The organism is Nostoc sp. DedQUE12b, assembly GCF_034530835.1.
Classification (GTDB): Bacteria; Cyanobacteriota; Cyanobacteriia; order Cyanobacteriales; family Nostocaceae; genus Nostoc.
Window position 1 is genome coordinate 54462 of record NZ_JAVRCI010000031.1, and the last position, 18070, is coordinate 72531.

Genomic DNA, 18070 nt, shown 5'->3' on the forward strand with positions numbered 1-18070 from the left:
CAGGACTTATGTACTTGGTAAAAGCCCCGCTCCTTGTGGGCGCTCTTTCAACTCAGCACTCAGCACTCGGAACTCAGCACTCTTCATAGAGGCTGAAGGGCTTGAATCACAACATGGGTGTCAAGTAACATCAAAGGGCTACCTTGAGAATCCACAAAGTAACCCTGTAAGAACGAGCCTAGTCGGCCAGGTAACATTGATGTCGAAATCGCTAACCGCTCTTGGGGATCATGAACTTCAATAGTATTGACTTGCTCTACCAACAGCCCGATGGTTTGATTCTGAACTTGAACAAGCATCGCCATGCCAGAGTTACGCACACTTTCTCGCCGACACCAGTGTGTAGCTCCCAACAAACCTGCTAAATCAAGAATCCAAATAGCTTCTCCCCGCCAATTCATTATGCCTAACAAGAATTCTGCTACTTGCGGTACTGGCAAAATCTCGGTGAGGGCAACCTGAATTACTCCGCGTAAATCAGCTAATGGGAGTAACCCATTTACCTTTCCATTCAAGGGAAATCTTAAAAACCTCTGGTTATTTCCTTGAGGAGAGTTTTCAAGTCGAAATTGGCTATTTATGGGTAGCTCTCTAAAGCTATCATTGCCCTGTACCATTGCCCTAGTTTCCTTTAGCGAATAAATTTACTAACAGTCTGGAGCAAGGTATTTTCGTCTACAGGTTTGACTAAATAGCCATCGGCACCACTCATATTGCCCCAAGTTCTATCAACATCTGTGTTTTTAGTTGAGCAAATCACTACCGGGATTCCTTTTGTTGTCGGATCGGCTTTCAACTTGCGACAGAACTCAAATCCACTTTGGCCAGGCAAAATCAAATCCAGTAAAATCAAATCAGGTTTTTGTTGTTTCAACCTGAGTTGAGCCTCTTCACCACTGCGAACTTCATAAACTGAATATCCTCCTTGCTCTAGGTAACGTGTCATCTTTTCTGATTCTGTAAGGCTATCTTCAACTAAAAGAACTTTTTTCATTTTTTTCCTAACTATTTAATTCAGAATTTGAAGAATAATGGCGACAAATAAATTAACACCAACCCAGATTTAGAAAGCAATTTCCAATGCAAAATCTGTTTTGAAAATTGATGTAGGGGAGCCACTGGCATGACTACCGCTTCAACCTAAACGGTTAAATACTTGTGAAGCATATTGAGTACTTTCTCTGATTCTACTGGTTTACCCAAAAAGTCAGTTGCCCCTACTAATTTTGCTCGCATCCGATCTACTATTCCATCTTTACCCGTTAAGATGACAACCGGGACATCTTTGAGACTTGGAGTTTTACGGATTTGAGAACAAATTTCATAGCCATTTACTTTTGGCATCAATAGATCCAAAAAAATGAAGTCTGGCTTGCTTTTAATTAGGTTTAAAACTGCCGTCAAGGACTCTTGAATGCCAACAAAGCGATAACCTTGATGGGTGAGAATTTCCTCCAAACTGCGACAGATCATTGGACTATCATCTACACAGGCTACTAAAGGTCTTGAGACATCAATAATTGCTTTACTAGCCGCTGGGAGACCAACTTGTAAAATAGTCTTCTCTTCTGTCTTCAGTGAAGAATTGGAATTATTAACTGCACTGGACGGACTGACAATTTCTTTGCTAGTCGCTGGGGGGGCAACTTTGTTGAAATTGGGCGCAACTTGTAAAACAGTGTCCTCTTCTGTCTTTAGTGAAGAATTGGAATTATTAACTGCACTGGACGGGTTGCCAGTTTCTTTACTAATCCCAACCTGCCTGAGCTTTGGGGTGGGTGAAAAAGCGATCGCCCCTGTTTTTACCAATGTCATCAATAACCGAGTCAAAGCTAAGACATCCCGACCGCTTTTTTGCCCTAGACCTCGTAAAGTTTTTGTTCCATCAACTAGAGCAATAATCTGTTTAGAGGATGCTTGTCCTTGGAGTAGCTCAATTTGTTGAATTATCGGAAATAAATTGGGCGAGTAGCTTGCCAGTCCTGCATCTCGCCATTCTTGCCAGGCTTGTGTAGCCTTTTTCAAGACTTCCTCTGTTGGTATTACAGCTAAAAGAACCCCAGGAACTTCACCAACAACGGTACTATGTGACAACTGCCCTGCTGGATTGTCGCCATTTCTTTTGGCTTCAATGTACTGCATTATATCAAACAGGACTTCAGCTATTGAGCTTGCAATCAGGCTCACAAGTTGTTGTTGTTCGATTAATTTTTGTTCTCGTAACTTAGCAAGAATGGAATACTCGCGATAATTTTCTTGGGGAGAAACAAGCTGCTCCAACTGTGTCACATCCACATTAGAACAGTACCGCAACAAGTGTCGTCGCCATCGCTCATCGGCATTAGAACCGCCAGCCTGCCAAATTAATCGTCCTAAACGAAAATATAGCGTCCAAGTCGGCCCATCCCTTGCTTCAAGATTCAGCCTGCCTGTAAATAATTTAATTTGAAGTTGCTCGATCAATTGATTCACAATGGATCGCACCTCCTTATATATCTTGAGTTTTGCATTTAGATTAAAATTGCTCAAATAATCCAGTTTACTAACTTCATCGTGCGATCGCCAATAGCACAGTTCAAAACCTTGATTGAGCTATCCCAGCTTGTTATATCCCTTTCCAATTTGGATATTTTTCAAGTTCAAAGCCGGAAGCTTGAACAAAGTTTAAGCTCTTTTTCTAATTATTAATAGGTTAACTAATTATTAATAGGTTAGCTTGTTGCCATGTTACATCTACTGAGCAAATTGCTTGTACAAATGCAGTTGCAATACAGACCGGAAAAAGATGGAAATGTTGAATACTACAAAGCATAGACCAGCTTTAATGCTTATCGATTTTGTACTCTGCTGCTTAAGGCGAGAGACACAAGCGATCGCCCAACAGCTAGTCTGCAAATACAAAAAAATGAGCTTGAATTAAGTTTGTCAAGAAATTGTTTGTTGCCGAATAAAGTATTGGCGATCGCGTTGTTCCAGTACCCCTTGCTTGATCAAGGAGCGCAGGATATCTATCGTTTGCACCCGGCTTAAGCCTATCACCTCTTCAATTTCTATCAGAGTAGCTCCTTCAGCTTGCTGAATATATTGCTGCACTTTAGATTTAGCAGTATCTGCATTCAAGGCAGGCACTTTCTTAGTCATGCTATTGGCGGAAGCACGAAAACCAGTGGCTTTAATTGCAGAACGGGAGATTGACCATTTTGGAACTGTTACAACTGATTTCTCTTCTTTAGCAGGAGTCGGGGGAACTGGTTGTTCGGGACTGTAATCGTCCCAAACACTGTTATGTAAGATTGCCCGGAAATTTTGCAAGTTTTGGAATAATGCCTGAGCCTTTGCTGCCCTCTGTTGGCGGTATTCTTGCTGGCGTTGCGAGACATCTGTTTTTATTTGCAATATTTCCAATTGCCGCTCTACAATCTCTTGCTGAAATTGCTGCTGTTGTAAGTTCCTGTCGTTGTGAAGGCTGGTAACAAAACTGCTCAATTCTTGATGAAGCATATCTGCTTGCAGCTGAAGTTCTTGTTGAGTTAGCTGTTTCCACTGGTTAACTTGTTGACGGCGTTCAGCAGTTATTTGCAATCGCTGCACTCGCTTTTGTTCCCATAAATTCTTGAGAGCCATCAGCTGAAATCTCCTATTTTGTTAACTAGAAATATTAAATAGGAGTCATGAAGACTCCCTTTTTCTAATATGCTGTTAAGCAGCAGATGGAACAGCAGCCTGAGATGTTAAACCAACTGCCTCGGCATATCTTAAGTAAGTTTCAACTGAAGCAATTACAATCCGAGCTTCTATTGATAGCAGTTCAATACCAACTAAAGAAACACGTACCCAAGCATCAACTACAATTCCTTTGTCCAAAATGCGGTCAATAACTTCAGCCAGACTTGAAGATGAGTTAACTTTTTCAACAGCCATTTTATTTTGCTCTCACAACTCTAATTATTGATTTCATTCTGCTCTGATTGAGCAGTAGGTAAAACTTACACAATGTGTTTTATTCTTCCTGGGTTTAGTGTTCCCAAAAATATAAGATAAATATAAGAAAATAAAAAAATATTAAAAAGTTAACAATATCTTTTTTAGACAAAAATTCAAGAAAAAATCATCTCATCTTTATTTTTTCTGGGAAAGTTATAAATATTATTTTTTATGAATTTATATGAGAGTGTTTTTGAGAAAATGATAAGGTGGCAGAGGTTCGCTGAGTGCCAATTGCCAGTGCGAGCATTGTACCTGCCAGAGGCAAAACTGCTGCGTACTGACCGTTAAATGGTTGCGCTGTGCCAAAAAGTGGATTTGCCGCACATCTGACTGTCGAGTTTCACAGATAACATTTGTATATGTTTTGAGAATTAACTGGTTCAAGAGTTCCCACTGTTCGCATTGTTGTGCTTGAAATGCTTGCTGTGTTTGGTAGCGTTGTTTTTTCGCTAATAAATAGGCTTTTCCCTTGGCATCAATATTGTCAGAATCGTCAAGTAAATCACAGGGTGTCAATTTTAAAGTGTACTCAACTTTGTCTGCTAGCTGAGTTAAGGCTTCTAGATATTGCTCTTGGTGCTTTTCTAGATGATTCAGCAGTTTTTCTACGGAAGTAAAACCCCTCCCAAAGCGTAGAGGAAGAAGGGGAGTTTGTCGAAAAAGTTCTCGAATCACGCGATCATGGTTTAATACAGCTTGAAGTAAACGCTCATCCGTTGCCTGTATTGCCTCCAGTGAGATTTCCGGCTCTACGATCGCACCTAAACCAGAAGAGTAAACGAGTTCAATATTCCTTTCCATCCCCAAAGGTAGAACAAGCGGTGATGCGGTCGGGACTAGAAGAGCATAAACGTATATTGACATAAACTTGGGATACTTATTCTGTAATTAAGTTTGTACACATGAAGTTCTCTGGGACACTTCTTTTTACATCCAAGGTGTTTCCGGAAAGTAAGTATCGCTGTGTGCAACGTTCTCTCAAACCTAACCCCCAGCCCCTTCCCTACAAGGGAAGGGGAGCAAGAATCAAAGCCTCTACGCCACTTGCTACAACGCGGGGAACCCGCGCAACGCAGTGGCTTCTCCCTGTGGGGGAGAGGTTTGGAGAGGGGTTCTAAGGATAAGTTGCACATTGCCTTAAGTAGTTTCCGCTCTGAACTTCTGTGTTTTTTTCAAATAAGAGACTATTGAGATTGGTGTTGATTGGCAAGCATCTGATATGTAACTTGGAAATCATCATTTGTAATCTGAATCAAGCTGGAGTCAGTCAATCCTTGGGCGCGGTATCGACGAATTGCGCTTAAAGCAGCTTGATTGCTCAACAAAGCCAAGTCTGCCCCATTCCAACTCTCGGTAACTGTCGCCCAGGTTTCTAAATCGACATCAACCAGGGGACGATCTAGATTGTGAACTCCTAAAATTGCTAATCGACTGGCTCGATCTGGCAGATCGATTTTTATTTGTAAATCCAATCTTCCCGCTCTAAGCAAGGCAGGATCGAGCGTTTCTGGACGATTGGTTGCTCCTACTAACAGTACTTTCGGGCATTCATGTAACCCATCCAATTCAGTGAGCAATTGACCGACAACGCGATCGCTAACTCCAGAATCACCAGTGAATCGTCCCCGTGCTGGTGCTAAGGTATCAATTTCATCTATAAACACAACGCAAGGTGCTGCTTGCCGAGCTTTGCGAAAGAGTTCTCTGACTGCTTGTTCTGCGGCTCCTACCCATCGGCTGAGTAATTCCGGGCCATTCACAGCAATAAAGTTGGCTCTGGCCTGGGAAGCGATCGCTTTTGCAAGTAATGTTTTTCCCGTTCCCGGCGGCCCCCACAACAGAATCCCACGGGGAGGCTTGGCTTTGGTTTGCTCGTATAGTTCGGGATAGAGGAGTGCGCCTTCTACAGATTCTTGAAGTTTTTGTTTAACATCATCCAAACCACCAATGTCATCCCAACTTACACTAGGTGTTTCAACTGCTACAGCCCTGAGAACTGAGGGTTTTATCTCCTTAATTGCTTCGAGAAAATCCTGCTGCATAACAGTCATGTTCTCAGGAACAGGACTGTTGAGCGAGGGGACTTGACGACGAAGGGCAATATAGGCTGCTTTTTGACAAAGAGCTTTAATATCGGCCCCGACAAAACCGACAGCCAAATCGGCGATTGCTCCTAAATTAACCGAAGTCTCCAAGGGCATGGCACTTGTTAAAATTGTGAGAATTTCCAATCGTCCATTGCGATCGGGAACCCGAAACTGAACTTCGCGATCAAAGCGTCCCGGACGACGAAGCGCCGGATCGAGATAATCGGGACGATTTGTTGCTGCTAAAATAAGTACGCCCTCGGTTTTGGCAAACCCATCCATTAACCCAAGCAACTGCGCCACTAGTCTTTTTTCAACTTCGCCTTCCACTTGGCTGCGATCTGGGGCAAGGCTGTCAATTTCGTCAATAAATACCAGGCAGGGAGCAGAACGAGTTGCTTTCTCAAAAATACTTCGCAAACGAGCTTCTGCTTCCCCGTAATACTTGCTCATCACCTCTGGGCCATTGATGGCAATGTAGTTTAACTCTAACTCTTCTGCCAAAACACGAGCTGTTAAAGTTTTTCCCGTACCGGGCGGGCCAACGAGCAAAACCCCACGCGGAGGCTCTAACCCTAATTTCACCAATAAATCTGGACGTTTAAGGGGAATTTCAACTAACTCTCTGATTTCTTGGAGAACATCAGTCAAACCGCCGACATCTTGCCAAGAAGTTTTTGAGTTCGTCTTATCTGATGGGGGAGTGACATCAGTATCATCCATTGGTGTAGTGCCAACGGTGGAATTGGATCTGACTCGGCTGGAATTATTTGTTCTGGGAATATTGCCTTGCCGGGGAATACTACTGAGATTATGAGACCGAATTTGAATAGAAGTTTTTAACTCGCCTTTCTCTACTTTTTCTTCTAAAACTTTGGCAATTTCTAATAGGTGTTCAAATCCTTTAAATATGTCGTCCATTGATTTTACTTAGAGGTTGTTGGAAAAGTGTTTCACTGTGATTTTGGCTACTTTTATATCCTCCCTTAATTACCCCCCTTAATCCCCCCTTTACAAGGGGGGAAACCGGAATTAAACTCTCCATTTACAAGGGGGATTTAGGGGTATCTAGAACGTTTTGCTACCGACAAGAGGACTTTTCAAACATCCTCTTAAATAAAAGGCAGAGAAAAATTTAATTTCCCAAAAAATTAAAAGTTTCAAGAATTTTTGATTATCAATTTTTATTGCTATTGAACAGGGAAAGGAATTAATCAGTTGGAACTGGATAATTGAAGACGAGCAAAGTTATACGGGGCAGTGAAATTGTTGTAACGAATTCGCAAACGGTCTTCAAATTGACGATCGAGTGCTTCAACGTGTTCGCTAAATTGTGATTCTGCTTCCCAAGGAATTAAATAGGCTGTGTTGTAGATCATTGTGTCCATTTGGGGAGTATTTTCTACCACTTCGATCGCAATGGAGTTGAGCGTGCTTTTAAATACATCTATGATCTCTTGCTTGCGATCGCTCATTCCCTGTTCGATGGTTTGCCCTATTTGGATTACCCGCTCCATACTCAGGGGTTGACCCACTAGCTTATCCCTTTCGGTTTTGAGATTTGGGTGTTCTGCCAATAATCCCTGAATTTCTGCTTCGGTATCCCAAAAAACTTTGACACTAACTTCTCGGCAACCCGATAACTTCGCAAGCAATTGCGTCAATTCTTCTTGATGAGGACGAATTAATTGCTGTGAAACCGTTTCCCAGCTTGAAACCAAAAGTCCAAATTGCACTGGCAGTAAATAGCGATCGCCTCCTTGCATGATCTCCTCAAGGACTTTCTCATGACTTAGCAGGTTACGACGGCTGGCCAAATAACGCTCTTGCTGTGCTTCCGAGTAGATAACTGCAAAATCATCCAAAATTTTAATTTCTACAGGTTGCCGATCTAAGCCCTGTAAATTTAAGTTTTTTGGAGCAGGCAAGGTCAAAATTCCATAAATGTAAAAGCCATAACTCATAAGAATGTCTTACCAAGAAGAATGTAGATAAAAAAGTTACAGGGGTTTAGAAGTGAGTACTAATCTTAACTTGGCATGAACTAAGTTTAACTGAGCCAGTCCTAAGTCCAAGTCACCTTCAACCACAACACCCGTATTTAATAGGCGATCGAGGAGTTCTAGAATAGAGGGTTGACTAGAGGTTTCACCGGGGTAGTATCCTCCAGATTGGGGAAGTAAAGTTCCCATTTCACCCAAGTTAATATTTAGCTCGGCTGGGTCAACATCAAATATTTCGCAAAGTTTAACAACCTGTTGTTCAAGCTGTTGCAGGCTTTCGGCAGCTCGATCTAGCTCAGAGTCGCTGAGGTTGCCAGCATCCATTCGCCGAATCACCTGAGCTTCCATGAGTTGGCGTATCAGTTCAACAACCGTCAGTAACAATGGTGCTAAACCGGAATCGGAACCTTTTGATTTGCTAATCGCCTGCATTCTGATGATTATTAGGATTGAGTACTTTGAGCGATTGCAGTTCTGTTTCTAGACTGGCAAGACGCTCTTGGAGTTGTTGATTAGTTGCTAATAAGGTGCGAGTTTGACTATTAAGATAGGGGTCGCTCTCCCACCAGTTGATTCCAATCTCTTTGGCTTTATCAACAGAAGAAATCAACAAACGAATCCGAATATTGAGCAGTTCTGTGGAGCCTACGGAAATAGAAATATCTCCTGCGATAACAATGCCTTTATCCAGAACCCGTTCTAGAATATCTGCCAAGGTAGAACCTTGAGTTGATGTGGTGATAGCTCCCCGATTAGTATTAGTACTCATTTGTTTATTAAATGGCCAGAATCAAAAGCAACTGTCTGTGAGATGCTTGGCGGCTCGGCATTGCCCTGCATTTGTACTAATACTCCCTGCTCTCTAAGAGACTTGAGTGCAGCGACAATTTGACTGCGATCGATCCCTAATTCTACTGCCAGTTCAGAGAAACGCCTTCCTGGAGAATTACACAGGTAGTTGTAGACTTCATGCTCGTAAGGTACTCGTTGTTCCAATACAATCTGATTTTGGTTGTTTGGTATTATCTCTGACGACTGAGATTGAGTATTTATACTATGATACAATTCACTTAATACCTCTTCCAGTAGCCGAGTTGCTTCCATCAGAGGTTGATTCGTGCGAGAAAGCAGGATATCCGCACAAATATCTTGGAAGGAAGGATCTCCAGGGTTTACGGAAATTTCGTGTTCGTGGCAGATTTTGGCAATCATCAGACAGGAACGCAATCCACCACCCTGTCCAGAGCTAGATCGACTCCAAAACATCCGTACTACACGGACAATTACTTCTGCTTTCTCAGAATCTATGCCTGTTTTATGAACTACAATTTCCTGCTGAGTTAGTTCATCAGGTGGAGGCATATCAATGGTAATAACACGATCCATCAAAGCATCCTGAGTTGCATGGACTCCACAATACTCTTGAGGATTTGATGTTAAGATTGCCCGAAACTGAGGATGAACCCGGATATACTCTGCTCGCTGTTGATTTGTTGGCAATACCAACAACCTCTCCTCAAGTACGGAGAGTAAAACGTTATTTACCTCCGGGTGCGATCGGTTGAATTCGTCGTAAACCAGCGTAAATCCTTCTTTACAAGCTAGGGTTAATCGTGCATCAACCCAGTGTTGTCGAAGTTCATCCTCAACTTTGACAACGCTGTGGATGAAATTATCAACAACCTTTTTGCGGGTGTAGCCTAACTGATTACCAATCAAATCTGAGGTTTTAAACTCATCATCTCCAAATAAGAGGATGATAGGCTGGTTGAGCAAATCAGCCAGATGCATTGCCAGAGTAGTTTTTCCGACTCCCGCCGCACCACGTAAATGTACTGAAAAACCCGACTGTAGATAGCGCAAAGCACGTTGAGCAATGCGTTGAACAGCAGGTGTATTGACAAATCGTTGGGGAGATGCATTTAATACTGTTGTCAAACTCTAAGTACCTCGTAAATAGTAATGTGTCATAGAAAAGTATTTTTTTTTACATTGCAAATATAAAATACAGATGTCAATCAGCTTAACTGGACTCAAATCCAACGCATTTTGGCATCAACACAAGACTAGTAATGTTTAATATTTATGTCATCAGCATGATTACGGTCTTGAAAGGATACCTTTAATAAATCCACACAGGTGTAAAGCAATATGGTTCTGCGCTTCTTACTATTACCGATTACTGGCCCATTAATGGGGGTAACATGGCTTGGGGAAAAAATTTTAGAACAAGCAAGTACTGAAATTGATGATAAAGAAAATCTCAGCAAGCAGCTTCTTGCACTGCAACTTGCTTTTGATATGGGGGAAATTCCCGAAGAAGAGTTTGAAATTCAGGAAGAAGCTCTTTTATTAGCAATTCTGGAAGCAGAACAGCAAAAACGCGATCGGACACAAGAGTAAGGCAGGAGGCAAAGGAGGAACTACACCCCCATCGCGAGGCTTTTTTCATTGAGTTTAATCTGTGATGTGTGGATGAGAGAAAATATAAGTATCGCGATTCAGAATATAATCAGCCATGACAGAAACCAAACCCACCCGTACCGCACGCAGGGGACGAATATTCCCTGAAATTCAGTGGAATGAAGAACAAAAAGCACGATATGAAGCCGAACGCGAGGCTTTTTACCAACGTTGTAAACCTATTTTTGAGCGAGTCAAATCAGAATTAATTGAAACTCACTACAACTGGTTTGTTGCAGTTGAACCGGATAGTGGAGAATATTTTGTTGATAAAGATTTAGAAGTAGTTTCATTACGGTGTCGCGAACAGCATCCAGGCAAAATACACTATGCTTTTCGGATTAATGAGTCTGGGGCTTGCGGCACGATATGACGATTTACGGTTTTTTTGGTGATGAGGATGCACTACTTTTTGAAATTAATTTAATAACATCAGAGGGATTAGAATTATCTGTGGAGGCGATGTTTGATACAGGTTTTTCGTATTGGTTAGCGATTAATGAGCAAGATATAGATGCACTTGGTTGGGAGCGTTTACGAGAGCAAACAATGCGAACTGCACGGGGAGATGTAAAATTTGAAATCTATGTTGGTCAAGTACTATTTGACGGTCAAGAGTTTGACATACCTGTACATGTTGGCAAAGATTTAACAGAAGTTTTGCTCGGTCGTCAATGGTTAACAAATCGTCGGTTAGTCGTTGATATACAATCGGGTGAATTAACGTTGGGATAACTATGACAAGGCTCGAATTTAAAAATTATCAAATTTGGCAAGATTTCACTGAAATATTACAAAGTTTAGATGCTAATCTTCTTGTTCAAGAACATCTTGAGCAGTGTGATTATAAAGTGTGTGGCTATTGGGATGAACAAGATGAATATTATGAGCAAATTACGTTACCTCATACCCTAGAAGCCGAATTAGTTAGCAGTTCAATAGGCGTTACTCACAAGGAACGTTTTTTACAACTAAAGTTTTTGCTCATAGCTGATGCTGTTGATAATACGAAAACTGCAAGTAGCAATATTCAAAAGCTTGGTGAATTAGTTCTTGTTTATGATGAAAATTTAGAATTTATTGATGAGAATTGGCTTTTAGATGTCGATTCTTCATTCCTTATGAAGCTATCTGGCTAATTTTAGGCAATTGAGTAGAAATAAGAAATAACTAAGCAACGAATTTTCGTGCCTAGCGCAAAGCTGAATATATAAGGGTTTGAGATAAGCTTTATTGCTCACTTTGGGGTATCGCAACGATTGATGAAAAATTCCACCATTTGCTGTGAAATGCTTGATAAATGGTTTTTCTATCTGCTAACTTTGACAGCGCAATCAAGGTAGTCAGCATTGGTGGCTGAAATCCTTATCAATAAAGCTTTTGACTTTAGAAAAAAATTATTTTCTTAATCTGTTTCTTAACTTCTACCCTTTTGATAAGCAAATTCTGATTATTATTCTTTAAGTATTGGTTTTTAATTTTGTTAAAAGCTTAACCAGCCCAAGGGTCACTGGCAACTTGTCCATCAGGCAAGACTGTATTACCACAACAGGACAGCAAAGTATCTATATTAATTCCTTTGATATTTGCGTCTATAAGATTTGCATAGGATAAATCAGTTTCTCCTATACAAGCTAATTCCAAATTAGCGTTTCTCAAGTTAGCATTGTACAAATTAGCCATTCTCAATTCTGCATTTCTCAAACTAGCCCCCTCTAAATTCGCTCCCATCAAACTTGCTTCGCTCAAATTAGACCCATCTAAGTTAGTTTGTCTTAAACTGGCATAGTCAAGGTTTGCCCCACTCAAGGAAGCTTTTACCAAAATTGCTCCATCCAAGTTAGCTTCAGACAACCAGGTATCTTTTAAATTAGCCCTGCTCAGGTTTGCCTGACTCAAATTGATTTTCTCTAAATGTGAGCCAAATATTTCAATATTACTTAAATCAACCCCATTAAAATCTCTCTCTCCAACAGCATATCGCTGCAATAACTCGTGAGCATTCATGATTTTCCTATTAAAATGGGTTATTTACAGGCTAATACAAACTGAATGCTCTATTCTAACCGCTTTTACCCCAATGTCGCTTAACCCAAAAATTCCGACATCACACAAGGCGATCGCTCGTAACTTCGGCAAGGAAAGAATATTATAGACACCAACTTGTTAACACAAGAAATCAAACAGGCAATCGAAAATAGCGATCAGTCCAAGTTAGAAAGCCTACTGACTTCTGAGCCATCCCAAATTAATGGAACAACTGCATTTGGAAATTGGCTACATTTTGCAGTTTCTTTTAATGCCAGCATGGATATCATAAAGTTTCTTGTTGAAAAGGGAGTAGACATTAATCAAAAAGAACCTATTTTGGGAGGAAATGTCTTAAATCTTGCTGCATCAGAAGGGCAAATAGATGTTGTTCATTATTTATTAGAAAAAGGAGCAGAAATAGATATCTCTGAACCAGAAAAGAATCCCTTATTTGGTGCGATTTACGGGGGATATAAAGATATCGTAGAAGTTTGAATCGCAAATAAAATTGATTTTAAAATAAAATACTCAGGAGATAACATGAACGATATAGACGCATTAGCATTTGCTAAAGAAAGAGGACAAACAGAAATAGCAGAAATGCTTTCCGTGTTATATGTAATTTAAAGTTTAATTCAAAAACTTTGATTTTTTCAGCCAATGCCTCGCAAGGCAGTAGCGAAGAATAGGCAAGCTGAAATCTTAGTACTTAATATTCCAATGTTAAGGTTTTGAATTTTGGTGTATTGTCCTCCAAGCCAGTATTTGCTTGCTGATGGGTCATGTCTCCTTCAGCAATAATTTGACTATTTAAAATAGCAAGACGCTGCTGAATTTGATGTCGGCGTGCTTCGAGTTTTTCTAGTTCCTGCTCTAAACGCTCCTTCTCTAACATCATTTTGTAAGCATTTAAGTAAGCTGTTGCCTGAGAACGTTGAGGAGGCATGGTGCTAAGTTTGGCTTGAATTTGTCCACGTTTTGGAGTGCGGTGCATAATAAATTTCTCGTTGAGTATGAAAGTATTTAGTTTAATTAACTGTTAAAATAAACAGGCGGCTGCTGCTTGGATGCGTTCTAAAGGCTGAACTGAGCGAGGAAGCATTGGTAAGCGAACCATTGTCAAACCTGGAAAATCGCAATTAATGGTTGCTGTAGAAGTAAAGCGGTTGAGAACAAGGTAATTCTGGCTGACACCTATTTCTTGAAGAGATTTGAACAAGCGTTGTTGTTCGGCAAGTACACTAGCCTGGTTAAGTGTAACCCCAATGAACTCTGCTTGTTGTCGGTCTTTTAGCACTTTTTGGGCTTTGACTACACGCTGTCGCAAAGTTCGTAAACGCCCCATAAACTCTGTACGACCAAGAACATTTTGATACTTAATCCAGAGTTTGAAAATCCAAGCTAGCCAGTCTGCTAGTGCATTTGGCATTTCTAGAAAACGCAGAAGATGTCCTGTAGGAGCAGTGTCTAAAATAATCAAGTCTTCTTCTTGTTGCTCTAGCAATTCCATTACTGTTAACAGGGAAAGCATTTCATCAATCCCTGGTAAAGCTTGACCGACAATTTTGCGCCAAGCAACAGGAGCGTATGCCATTTCAATAGTTTCGCTTGTTTGGGTTTCGCCACTCATCATTTCGGCCAGTTCCCACAGGTAATCGGCTCTAAATTGATCGACAATGCGATCGCTATCTACTTCCTGACCTCGAAGATTGGCAGTTATTTGATATGGTTCGTGTCCTAAACTCAGACCAAAGGCATCACCCAAGGAGTGGGCTGGATCGATAGAAACTATGCGAATTTTGCGATCGCGATGTTGTTGAGCCATAGCCCAACCAATGGCAGCTGCTACTGTGGTCTTGCCTACTCCACCTTTACCGCCAATTAGTAACAGGCGACGACCTTGGCTGAGAAAATCTCCAAAGTTAGGAGGAATTGTTTCCGGCCATTGAACTGGGAGTAGATCGATAGGAAATGGCGGTTCAAGCTGAGGAACATGGATTTGGTCGATCAGATGGCTGAGGGCTACAATCCCTAAAGGCTCTTTATCTTGCTGTGGCACAATAAAAATCGGCTTTCCGTTAGCAAGATCCGTATACTGACCGATTAGTGGTTGTTGTTCTTGGTAGCGATCTGGGTCAGTGGCACTAGTAAGGACTTGGTTGACAAACAAGCCTCCGCAAGGAACCTGCATGGTTTGTAAGGCTTCTAGGAATCGTTTTGACTCCAACCAACTCATTGGTTCGGCGATCGCAACTAACAAACAAGCTGTATGGGTAGGATCTTGAAGCAGACGGCGACCTTGCGACAGTTCAGCTTTCAAGGTTTGCAAAAAATTGTCAGCGCGATCGGGTGTGTAACTTCCAGCAAAGGTCTTGCTAATAATCCGATGCTTTTCTTGAAACAGTTCGAGAGAGTGGAGGAAAGTGTCTAAAAAATCCATCAATCCAAACAAGTTGAGAGTATGACCGCTAGGAGCCATATCCACTACTACTCGATCTACCTGCTGTTCGTTGAGAAGGCGTTGGATCTCTAACAAACCCATCAACTCGTCCAGTCCCGGCCAGTTTAAATCCCAAACTGGATGCAAGTCTTCTCCCTCAACAAAACTACCCCGCTCCACCAGCAGTTCTAAAACCTGACCGTAACGTTCTTTAAACTCTTGTAGCAGACGTTTTGCATCCAACGCCCTTACTTGTAGATTGGGTAGTTCCGCTATGGGACGAGGAATGTCATCAACGCTAACTTGTAAGACATCTCCAAGAGAGTGAGCCGGATCGGTTGAGATTAAAAGAATTTGCTCGTTGACAAATTTCTGCGCCCAACGATATGCAAAGGTGCAGGAGATTGTTGTTTTTCCGACTCCACCTTTGCCGCTAAACATAGCAAGGTGTAGGTTATTAAAAAGTTCCATCTCGTTTGTCATTTCCGGCGTTTTAGGATAAAGTTACTACATATTTTTAAAAGTTACTTAAGTAATTTTGCTGAATAAATCTATTTAAAACCTTAATCTTTCACGGATGGAATTTACAAAACTTCTATCCTATAGGCTACCGTGTACACACAAGTTGGAAATAATTGACAAATCTGGATTTTACCCCTCCCTAACCCTCCCCTTGTAAAGGGGAGGGAACTAGATTTCTTTTTTCTCCCCTTTACAAGGGGGGATTAAGGGGGGTAATTGGACTTGCGATCCTATAGGACGGCGACAGGGAAAGCTTTACAAGAGAATGTGTAATTAATTTTGTTGAGTTACTTACAAAGATTAGTCGAGGAACTATAACTGAGGTAAAGATTTAGCCAGAGATGTCCAAAGGTAAGGAGATAAGATGGTTAACAGTTCTGAAAGCGATATAAATATTGGGTGTAATGTCAAAGGTATTTCTGAATACGACTTTTTTTCTGACAGTAATTTTGAGGACATTCATTGTCGTTCACTTAAAACAGACTCTCCCTACTTAGGACTAAAAACATTTGAAATTAAAGATAAAGACAAATTTTTTGGTCGGGAGAAGTGGATTACTAATCTGGGCGATCGCTTAAAAAAAGATAATGTACTCTTGCTTCTAGGAGCATCAGAGAGTGGCAAATCATCATTGATTCAGGCAGGTTTAATTCCTTATTTAGGATTTTATAAAAAATCATTAATTAATATAAGTTTTCACCCAGATGAAAATCCTTTTAAATCTCTTTATCAGTGTCTTGCTTCTAATTATGGAAAAAAATCACCAATAGCGGATATTAGTCGAGAAATAAGAGAAAATACCCTAATTAAAATTGTCACATTCCTTAAACAAGATTATCAGTGCATTCTGATTTTTATTGACCAATTTGAAGAACTGTTTACAAAAACTCAAAAACCGGAACGCGATAAATTTGTTGCTAATCTATTTCAACTGTTCCAGCAGCAGGATAGCTCTGTCAAAATTGTTTTAACAATGCGGTCTGATTTTCTAGATAGATTTAGTGAGTATCCCCAACTTGCGAAGATCCACGATCGCTATAGTCGTATACTCACTAGAATGAGCGATGCAGAATTAAAGTTAGCGATCGCTGAACCTGCTGCTAGAATTGGCGTTACCTTTGAACAAGGTCTAGTTGAGCAAATTATTCATGATTTTCACCAACAAGATGATTCTTTACCACTTCTGGCATACACCCTGAATGTATTGTGGGAAAGAGAAGATATTGCAAAGGGGGTTCTGAAGATAAAGACTTATCAAGAATTAAAAGAGCAAACATTTGGTTATTTAAGAGAACAAGCTAATCAATTTATTAATCCTAGTCTTGGATGGCACGATCGCCATTCGAGAGAAAAGGAACAAGAGATTCAAAAATTAAACCTTGCACTGACTGAATTAAAACTGCGCGAACAATCCGCCAGGGTTTTGAATTTACTTCCTGTCCAACCGCTAGAGGGTTTGGTGCTGGCAATTCAAACAATGGGTGAGAATCTAGAGAAATACCCAAATCGGCTTCTAGCTCCTGTTTTGGGAAGCTTAAAGGAAGCAATGAACACACCCACAGAGGCAAATAGCTTGCGCGGACACGAGCAAGAGGTTAATTGTGTAGCCTTTAGTCCTGATGGCAAGTTTATTGCCAGTGGCAGTAGCGATTCTACCGTGTGCTTGTGGAATATCATTGGCAATCCTACTGCTCAATTTTTGTTGGGGCACGAGCAAGAGGTTAATTGTATAGCCTTTAGTCCTGATGGCAAGTTTATTGTTAGTGGCAGTATTGACGGAATTTTGTGTTTATGGGTACAAGCTAATCTCATTACTCAACCGTGGCAGGGACATGAGGAAGGAGTTATTTCCGTCGCTTTTAGCCCAAATGGCGATTCTATTGTCAGTGTTGGTTTTGACGGAACAGTGTGTTTGTGGGATCTAGAAGGTAACGCCATTACTCAACCTTGGCGCGGACATAAGGAAGGAGTTATTTCCGTCGCTTTTAGCGCAAATAGCGATTTTATTGTCAGTGTTGGTTTTGACGGAACGGTGTGTTTGTGGGATTTACAAGGTAACACCATCACTCAACCCTGGTACAAACATGAGGCAAAAATTATTTGTGCCGCCTTTAGTCCCGATCGCAAGTTTATTGTCAGTGGTAGTAGTGATTCGACAGTACGGTTATGGGACATCCAAGGTAATCCCATCGGTCAACCTTGGCACGGGCATGAAGGACGGGTCAATTCTGTAGCGTTTAGCCCTGATGGTAAGTTTATTATTAGTGGTAGCTGCGATCGCACAATACGCTTATGGAATATCAATGGCAACCCCATCACTCAACCTTGGCGGGGACATGAGGGACAGGTTAATTCCCTAGCCTTTAGCCCCGATGGCAAGTTTATTATTAGTGGTGGCGATAAAACTGTGCGTTTGTGGGAGCTACATCAAATACTACAAGAACGGGTCATCGGGCGATCGCAGCGCAAATATGAGAATTGGGTTAATTCTGTCGCCTTTAGCCCTGATGGCAAGTGGATTATCAGTGCCAGCAATG

The 18070-nt window shown here is 41.2% G+C and carries 20 protein-coding genes; 6 read left to right on the top strand and 14 right to left on the bottom strand.

The window, feature by feature from the left end; genetic code table 11:
• Nucleotides 1-83: 83 nt before the first annotated feature.
• From RMY16_RS16855 to gvpN, 11 genes are all read right to left on the bottom strand, one after another.
• Nucleotides 84-617: a chemotaxis protein CheW gene (locus RMY16_RS16855; protein WP_322681996.1), complete on the bottom strand. Its 534-nt coding sequence runs from the start codon at nucleotides 615-617 to the stop codon at nucleotides 84-86.
• A 14-nt stretch (nucleotides 618-631) separates the two neighbouring features.
• Nucleotides 632-994, bottom strand: a complete 363-nt coding sequence (locus tag RMY16_RS16860; protein WP_012408767.1) for a response regulator transcription factor — start codon at nucleotides 992-994, stop codon at nucleotides 632-634.
• Nucleotides 995-1140: 146 nt separating this feature from the next.
• Nucleotides 1141-2472 (bottom strand): response regulator, encoded by a 1332-nt coding sequence (locus tag RMY16_RS16865; RefSeq protein WP_322737369.1) that lies wholly within the window; start codon nucleotides 2470-2472, stop codon nucleotides 1141-1143.
• A gap of 453 nt (nucleotides 2473-2925) precedes the next feature.
• On the bottom strand, nucleotides 2926-3624 hold the full coding sequence (locus RMY16_RS16870) for a gas vesicle protein GvpC (protein ID WP_322737370.1): 699 nt from the start codon (nucleotides 3622-3624) through the stop codon (nucleotides 2926-2928).
• 75 nt (nucleotides 3625-3699) lie between these two features.
• A complete protein-coding gene (gene gvpA / locus RMY16_RS16875) occupies nucleotides 3700-3921 on the bottom strand; it encodes a gas vesicle structural protein GvpA (RefSeq protein WP_163931998.1) in 222 nt (73 codons plus the stop codon).
• A gap of 240 nt (nucleotides 3922-4161) precedes the next feature.
• Nucleotides 4162-4851 carry a GvpL/GvpF family gas vesicle protein gene (locus RMY16_RS16880; protein WP_322737371.1) on the bottom strand — a complete coding sequence of 230 codons (690 nt, stop codon included), beginning with the start codon at nucleotides 4849-4851 and terminating at the stop codon, nucleotides 4162-4164.
• A 320-nt stretch (nucleotides 4852-5171) separates the two neighbouring features.
• Entirely contained in the window at nucleotides 5172-6995 is a 1824-nt protein-coding gene (locus tag RMY16_RS16885; protein ID WP_322737372.1) for an AAA family ATPase, read from the bottom strand.
• Nucleotides 6996-7288: 293 nt separating this feature from the next.
• Entirely contained in the window at nucleotides 7289-8038 is a 750-nt protein-coding gene (locus tag RMY16_RS16890) for a GvpL/GvpF family gas vesicle protein (RefSeq protein ID WP_322737373.1), read from the bottom strand.
• 36 nt (nucleotides 8039-8074) lie between these two features.
• The gene (locus RMY16_RS16895; RefSeq protein WP_322737374.1) at nucleotides 8075-8509 is read right to left on the bottom strand and encodes a gas vesicle protein K; all 435 of its coding nucleotides are present in this window, start codon (nucleotides 8507-8509) and stop codon (nucleotides 8075-8077) included.
• The gene (locus RMY16_RS16900; protein WP_094345752.1) at nucleotides 8496-8846 is read right to left on the bottom strand and encodes a gas vesicle protein; all 351 of its coding nucleotides are present in this window, start codon (nucleotides 8844-8846) and stop codon (nucleotides 8496-8498) included. The genes RMY16_RS16895 and RMY16_RS16900 overlap by 14 nt, the downstream gene beginning before the upstream one ends.
• The gene (gene gvpN / locus RMY16_RS16905; protein WP_322737375.1) at nucleotides 8843-10015 is read right to left on the bottom strand and encodes a gas vesicle protein GvpN; all 1173 of its coding nucleotides are present in this window, start codon (nucleotides 10013-10015) and stop codon (nucleotides 8843-8845) included. The genes RMY16_RS16900 and gvpN overlap by 4 nt, the downstream gene beginning before the upstream one ends.
• Nucleotides 10016-10228: 213 nt before the next feature.
• On the opposite strand from gvpN, the gene RMY16_RS16910 reads away from it, so the two are divergent.
• From RMY16_RS16910 to RMY16_RS16925, 4 genes are all read left to right on the top strand, one after another.
• On the top strand, nucleotides 10229-10480 hold the full coding sequence (locus RMY16_RS16910) for a gas vesicle protein GvpG (RefSeq protein WP_322737376.1): 252 nt from the start codon (nucleotides 10229-10231) through the stop codon (nucleotides 10478-10480).
• A gap of 115 nt (nucleotides 10481-10595) precedes the next feature.
• On the top strand, nucleotides 10596-10913 hold the full coding sequence (locus tag RMY16_RS16915) for a hypothetical protein (protein WP_322737377.1): 318 nt from the start codon (nucleotides 10596-10598) through the stop codon (nucleotides 10911-10913).
• Nucleotides 10910-11275 (top strand): retroviral-like aspartic protease family protein, encoded by a 366-nt coding sequence (locus RMY16_RS16920; protein ID WP_322737378.1) that lies wholly within the window; start codon nucleotides 10910-10912, stop codon nucleotides 11273-11275. The genes RMY16_RS16915 and RMY16_RS16920 overlap by 4 nt, the downstream gene beginning before the upstream one ends.
• A 2-nt stretch (nucleotides 11276-11277) precedes the next feature.
• Complete coding sequence (locus tag RMY16_RS16925) at nucleotides 11278-11679, top strand: hypothetical protein (RefSeq protein ID WP_322737379.1); 402 nt, start codon at nucleotides 11278-11280, stop codon at nucleotides 11677-11679.
• Between the two features lie 352 nt (nucleotides 11680-12031).
• Here the strand turns inward: RMY16_RS16925 and RMY16_RS16930 are convergent, their stop codons facing one another.
• Entirely contained in the window at nucleotides 12032-12547 is a 516-nt protein-coding gene (locus RMY16_RS16930) for a pentapeptide repeat-containing protein (RefSeq protein WP_322690744.1), read from the bottom strand.
• Nucleotides 12548-12703: 156 nt separating this feature from the next.
• Here RMY16_RS16930 and RMY16_RS16935 point away from each other — a divergent pair, with 156 nt between their 5' ends.
• Nucleotides 12704-13066 carry an ankyrin repeat domain-containing protein gene (locus RMY16_RS16935; RefSeq protein WP_322737380.1) on the top strand — a complete coding sequence of 121 codons (363 nt, stop codon included), beginning with the start codon at nucleotides 12704-12706 and terminating at the stop codon, nucleotides 13064-13066.
• Between the two features lie 214 nt (nucleotides 13067-13280).
• On the opposite strand, the gene RMY16_RS16940 is transcribed toward RMY16_RS16935, so the two are convergent.
• Both RMY16_RS16940 and RMY16_RS16945 read right to left on the bottom strand, forming a co-directional pair.
• Nucleotides 13281-13565 carry a hypothetical protein gene (locus tag RMY16_RS16940; RefSeq protein ID WP_322737381.1) on the bottom strand — a complete coding sequence of 95 codons (285 nt, stop codon included), beginning with the start codon at nucleotides 13563-13565 and terminating at the stop codon, nucleotides 13281-13283.
• Nucleotides 13566-13610: 45 nt separating this feature from the next.
• On the bottom strand, nucleotides 13611-15494 hold the full coding sequence (locus tag RMY16_RS16945; RefSeq protein ID WP_322737382.1) for an ArsA family ATPase: 1884 nt from the start codon (nucleotides 15492-15494) through the stop codon (nucleotides 13611-13613).
• 403 nt (nucleotides 15495-15897) lie between these two features.
• Here RMY16_RS16945 and RMY16_RS16950 point away from each other — a divergent pair.
• A partial coding sequence (locus tag RMY16_RS16950; RefSeq protein WP_416211680.1) for an eIF2A-related protein occupies nucleotides 15898-18070 on the top strand: 2173 nt, incomplete at its 3' end.

Coding starts and splice junctions, on each gene's coding strand:
- RMY16_RS16890 (WP_322737373.1), bottom strand. CDS start 8,038: ATGAGTTATGGCTTTTACATTTATGGAATTTTGACCTTGCCTGCTCCA.
- RMY16_RS16900 (WP_094345752.1), bottom strand. CDS start 8,846: ATGAGTACTAATACTAATCGGGGAGCTATCACCACATCAACTCAAGGT.
- RMY16_RS16855 (WP_322681996.1), bottom strand. CDS start 617: ATGGTACAGGGCAATGATAGCTTTAGAGAGCTACCCATAAATAGCCAA.
- RMY16_RS16945 (WP_322737382.1), bottom strand. CDS start 15,494: ATGACAAACGAGATGGAACTTTTTAATAACCTACACCTTGCTATGTTT.
- RMY16_RS16880 (WP_322737371.1), bottom strand. CDS start 4,851: ATGTCAATATACGTTTATGCTCTTCTAGTCCCGACCGCATCACCGCTT.
- RMY16_RS16860 (WP_012408767.1), bottom strand. CDS start 994: ATGAAAAAAGTTCTTTTAGTTGAAGATAGCCTTACAGAATCAGAAAAG.
- RMY16_RS16915 (WP_322737377.1), top strand. CDS start 10,596: ATGACAGAAACCAAACCCACCCGTACCGCACGCAGGGGACGAATATTC.
- RMY16_RS16920 (WP_322737378.1), top strand. CDS start 10,910: ATGACGATTTACGGTTTTTTTGGTGATGAGGATGCACTACTTTTTGAA.
- RMY16_RS16870 (WP_322737370.1), bottom strand. CDS start 3,624: ATGGCTCTCAAGAATTTATGGGAACAAAAGCGAGTGCAGCGATTGCAA.
- RMY16_RS16940 (WP_322737381.1), bottom strand. CDS start 13,565: ATGCACCGCACTCCAAAACGTGGACAAATTCAAGCCAAACTTAGCACC.
- gvpA (WP_163931998.1), bottom strand. CDS start 3,921: ATGGCTGTTGAAAAAGTTAACTCATCTTCAAGTCTGGCTGAAGTTATT.
- RMY16_RS16925 (WP_322737379.1), top strand. CDS start 11,278: ATGACAAGGCTCGAATTTAAAAATTATCAAATTTGGCAAGATTTCACT.
- RMY16_RS16885 (WP_322737372.1), bottom strand. CDS start 6,995: ATGGACGACATATTTAAAGGATTTGAACACCTATTAGAAATTGCCAAA.
- RMY16_RS16930 (WP_322690744.1), bottom strand. CDS start 12,547: ATGAATGCTCACGAGTTATTGCAGCGATATGCTGTTGGAGAGAGAGAT.
- RMY16_RS16910 (WP_322737376.1), top strand. CDS start 10,229: ATGGTTCTGCGCTTCTTACTATTACCGATTACTGGCCCATTAATGGGG.
- RMY16_RS16895 (WP_322737374.1), bottom strand. CDS start 8,509: ATGCAGGCGATTAGCAAATCAAAAGGTTCCGATTCCGGTTTAGCACCA.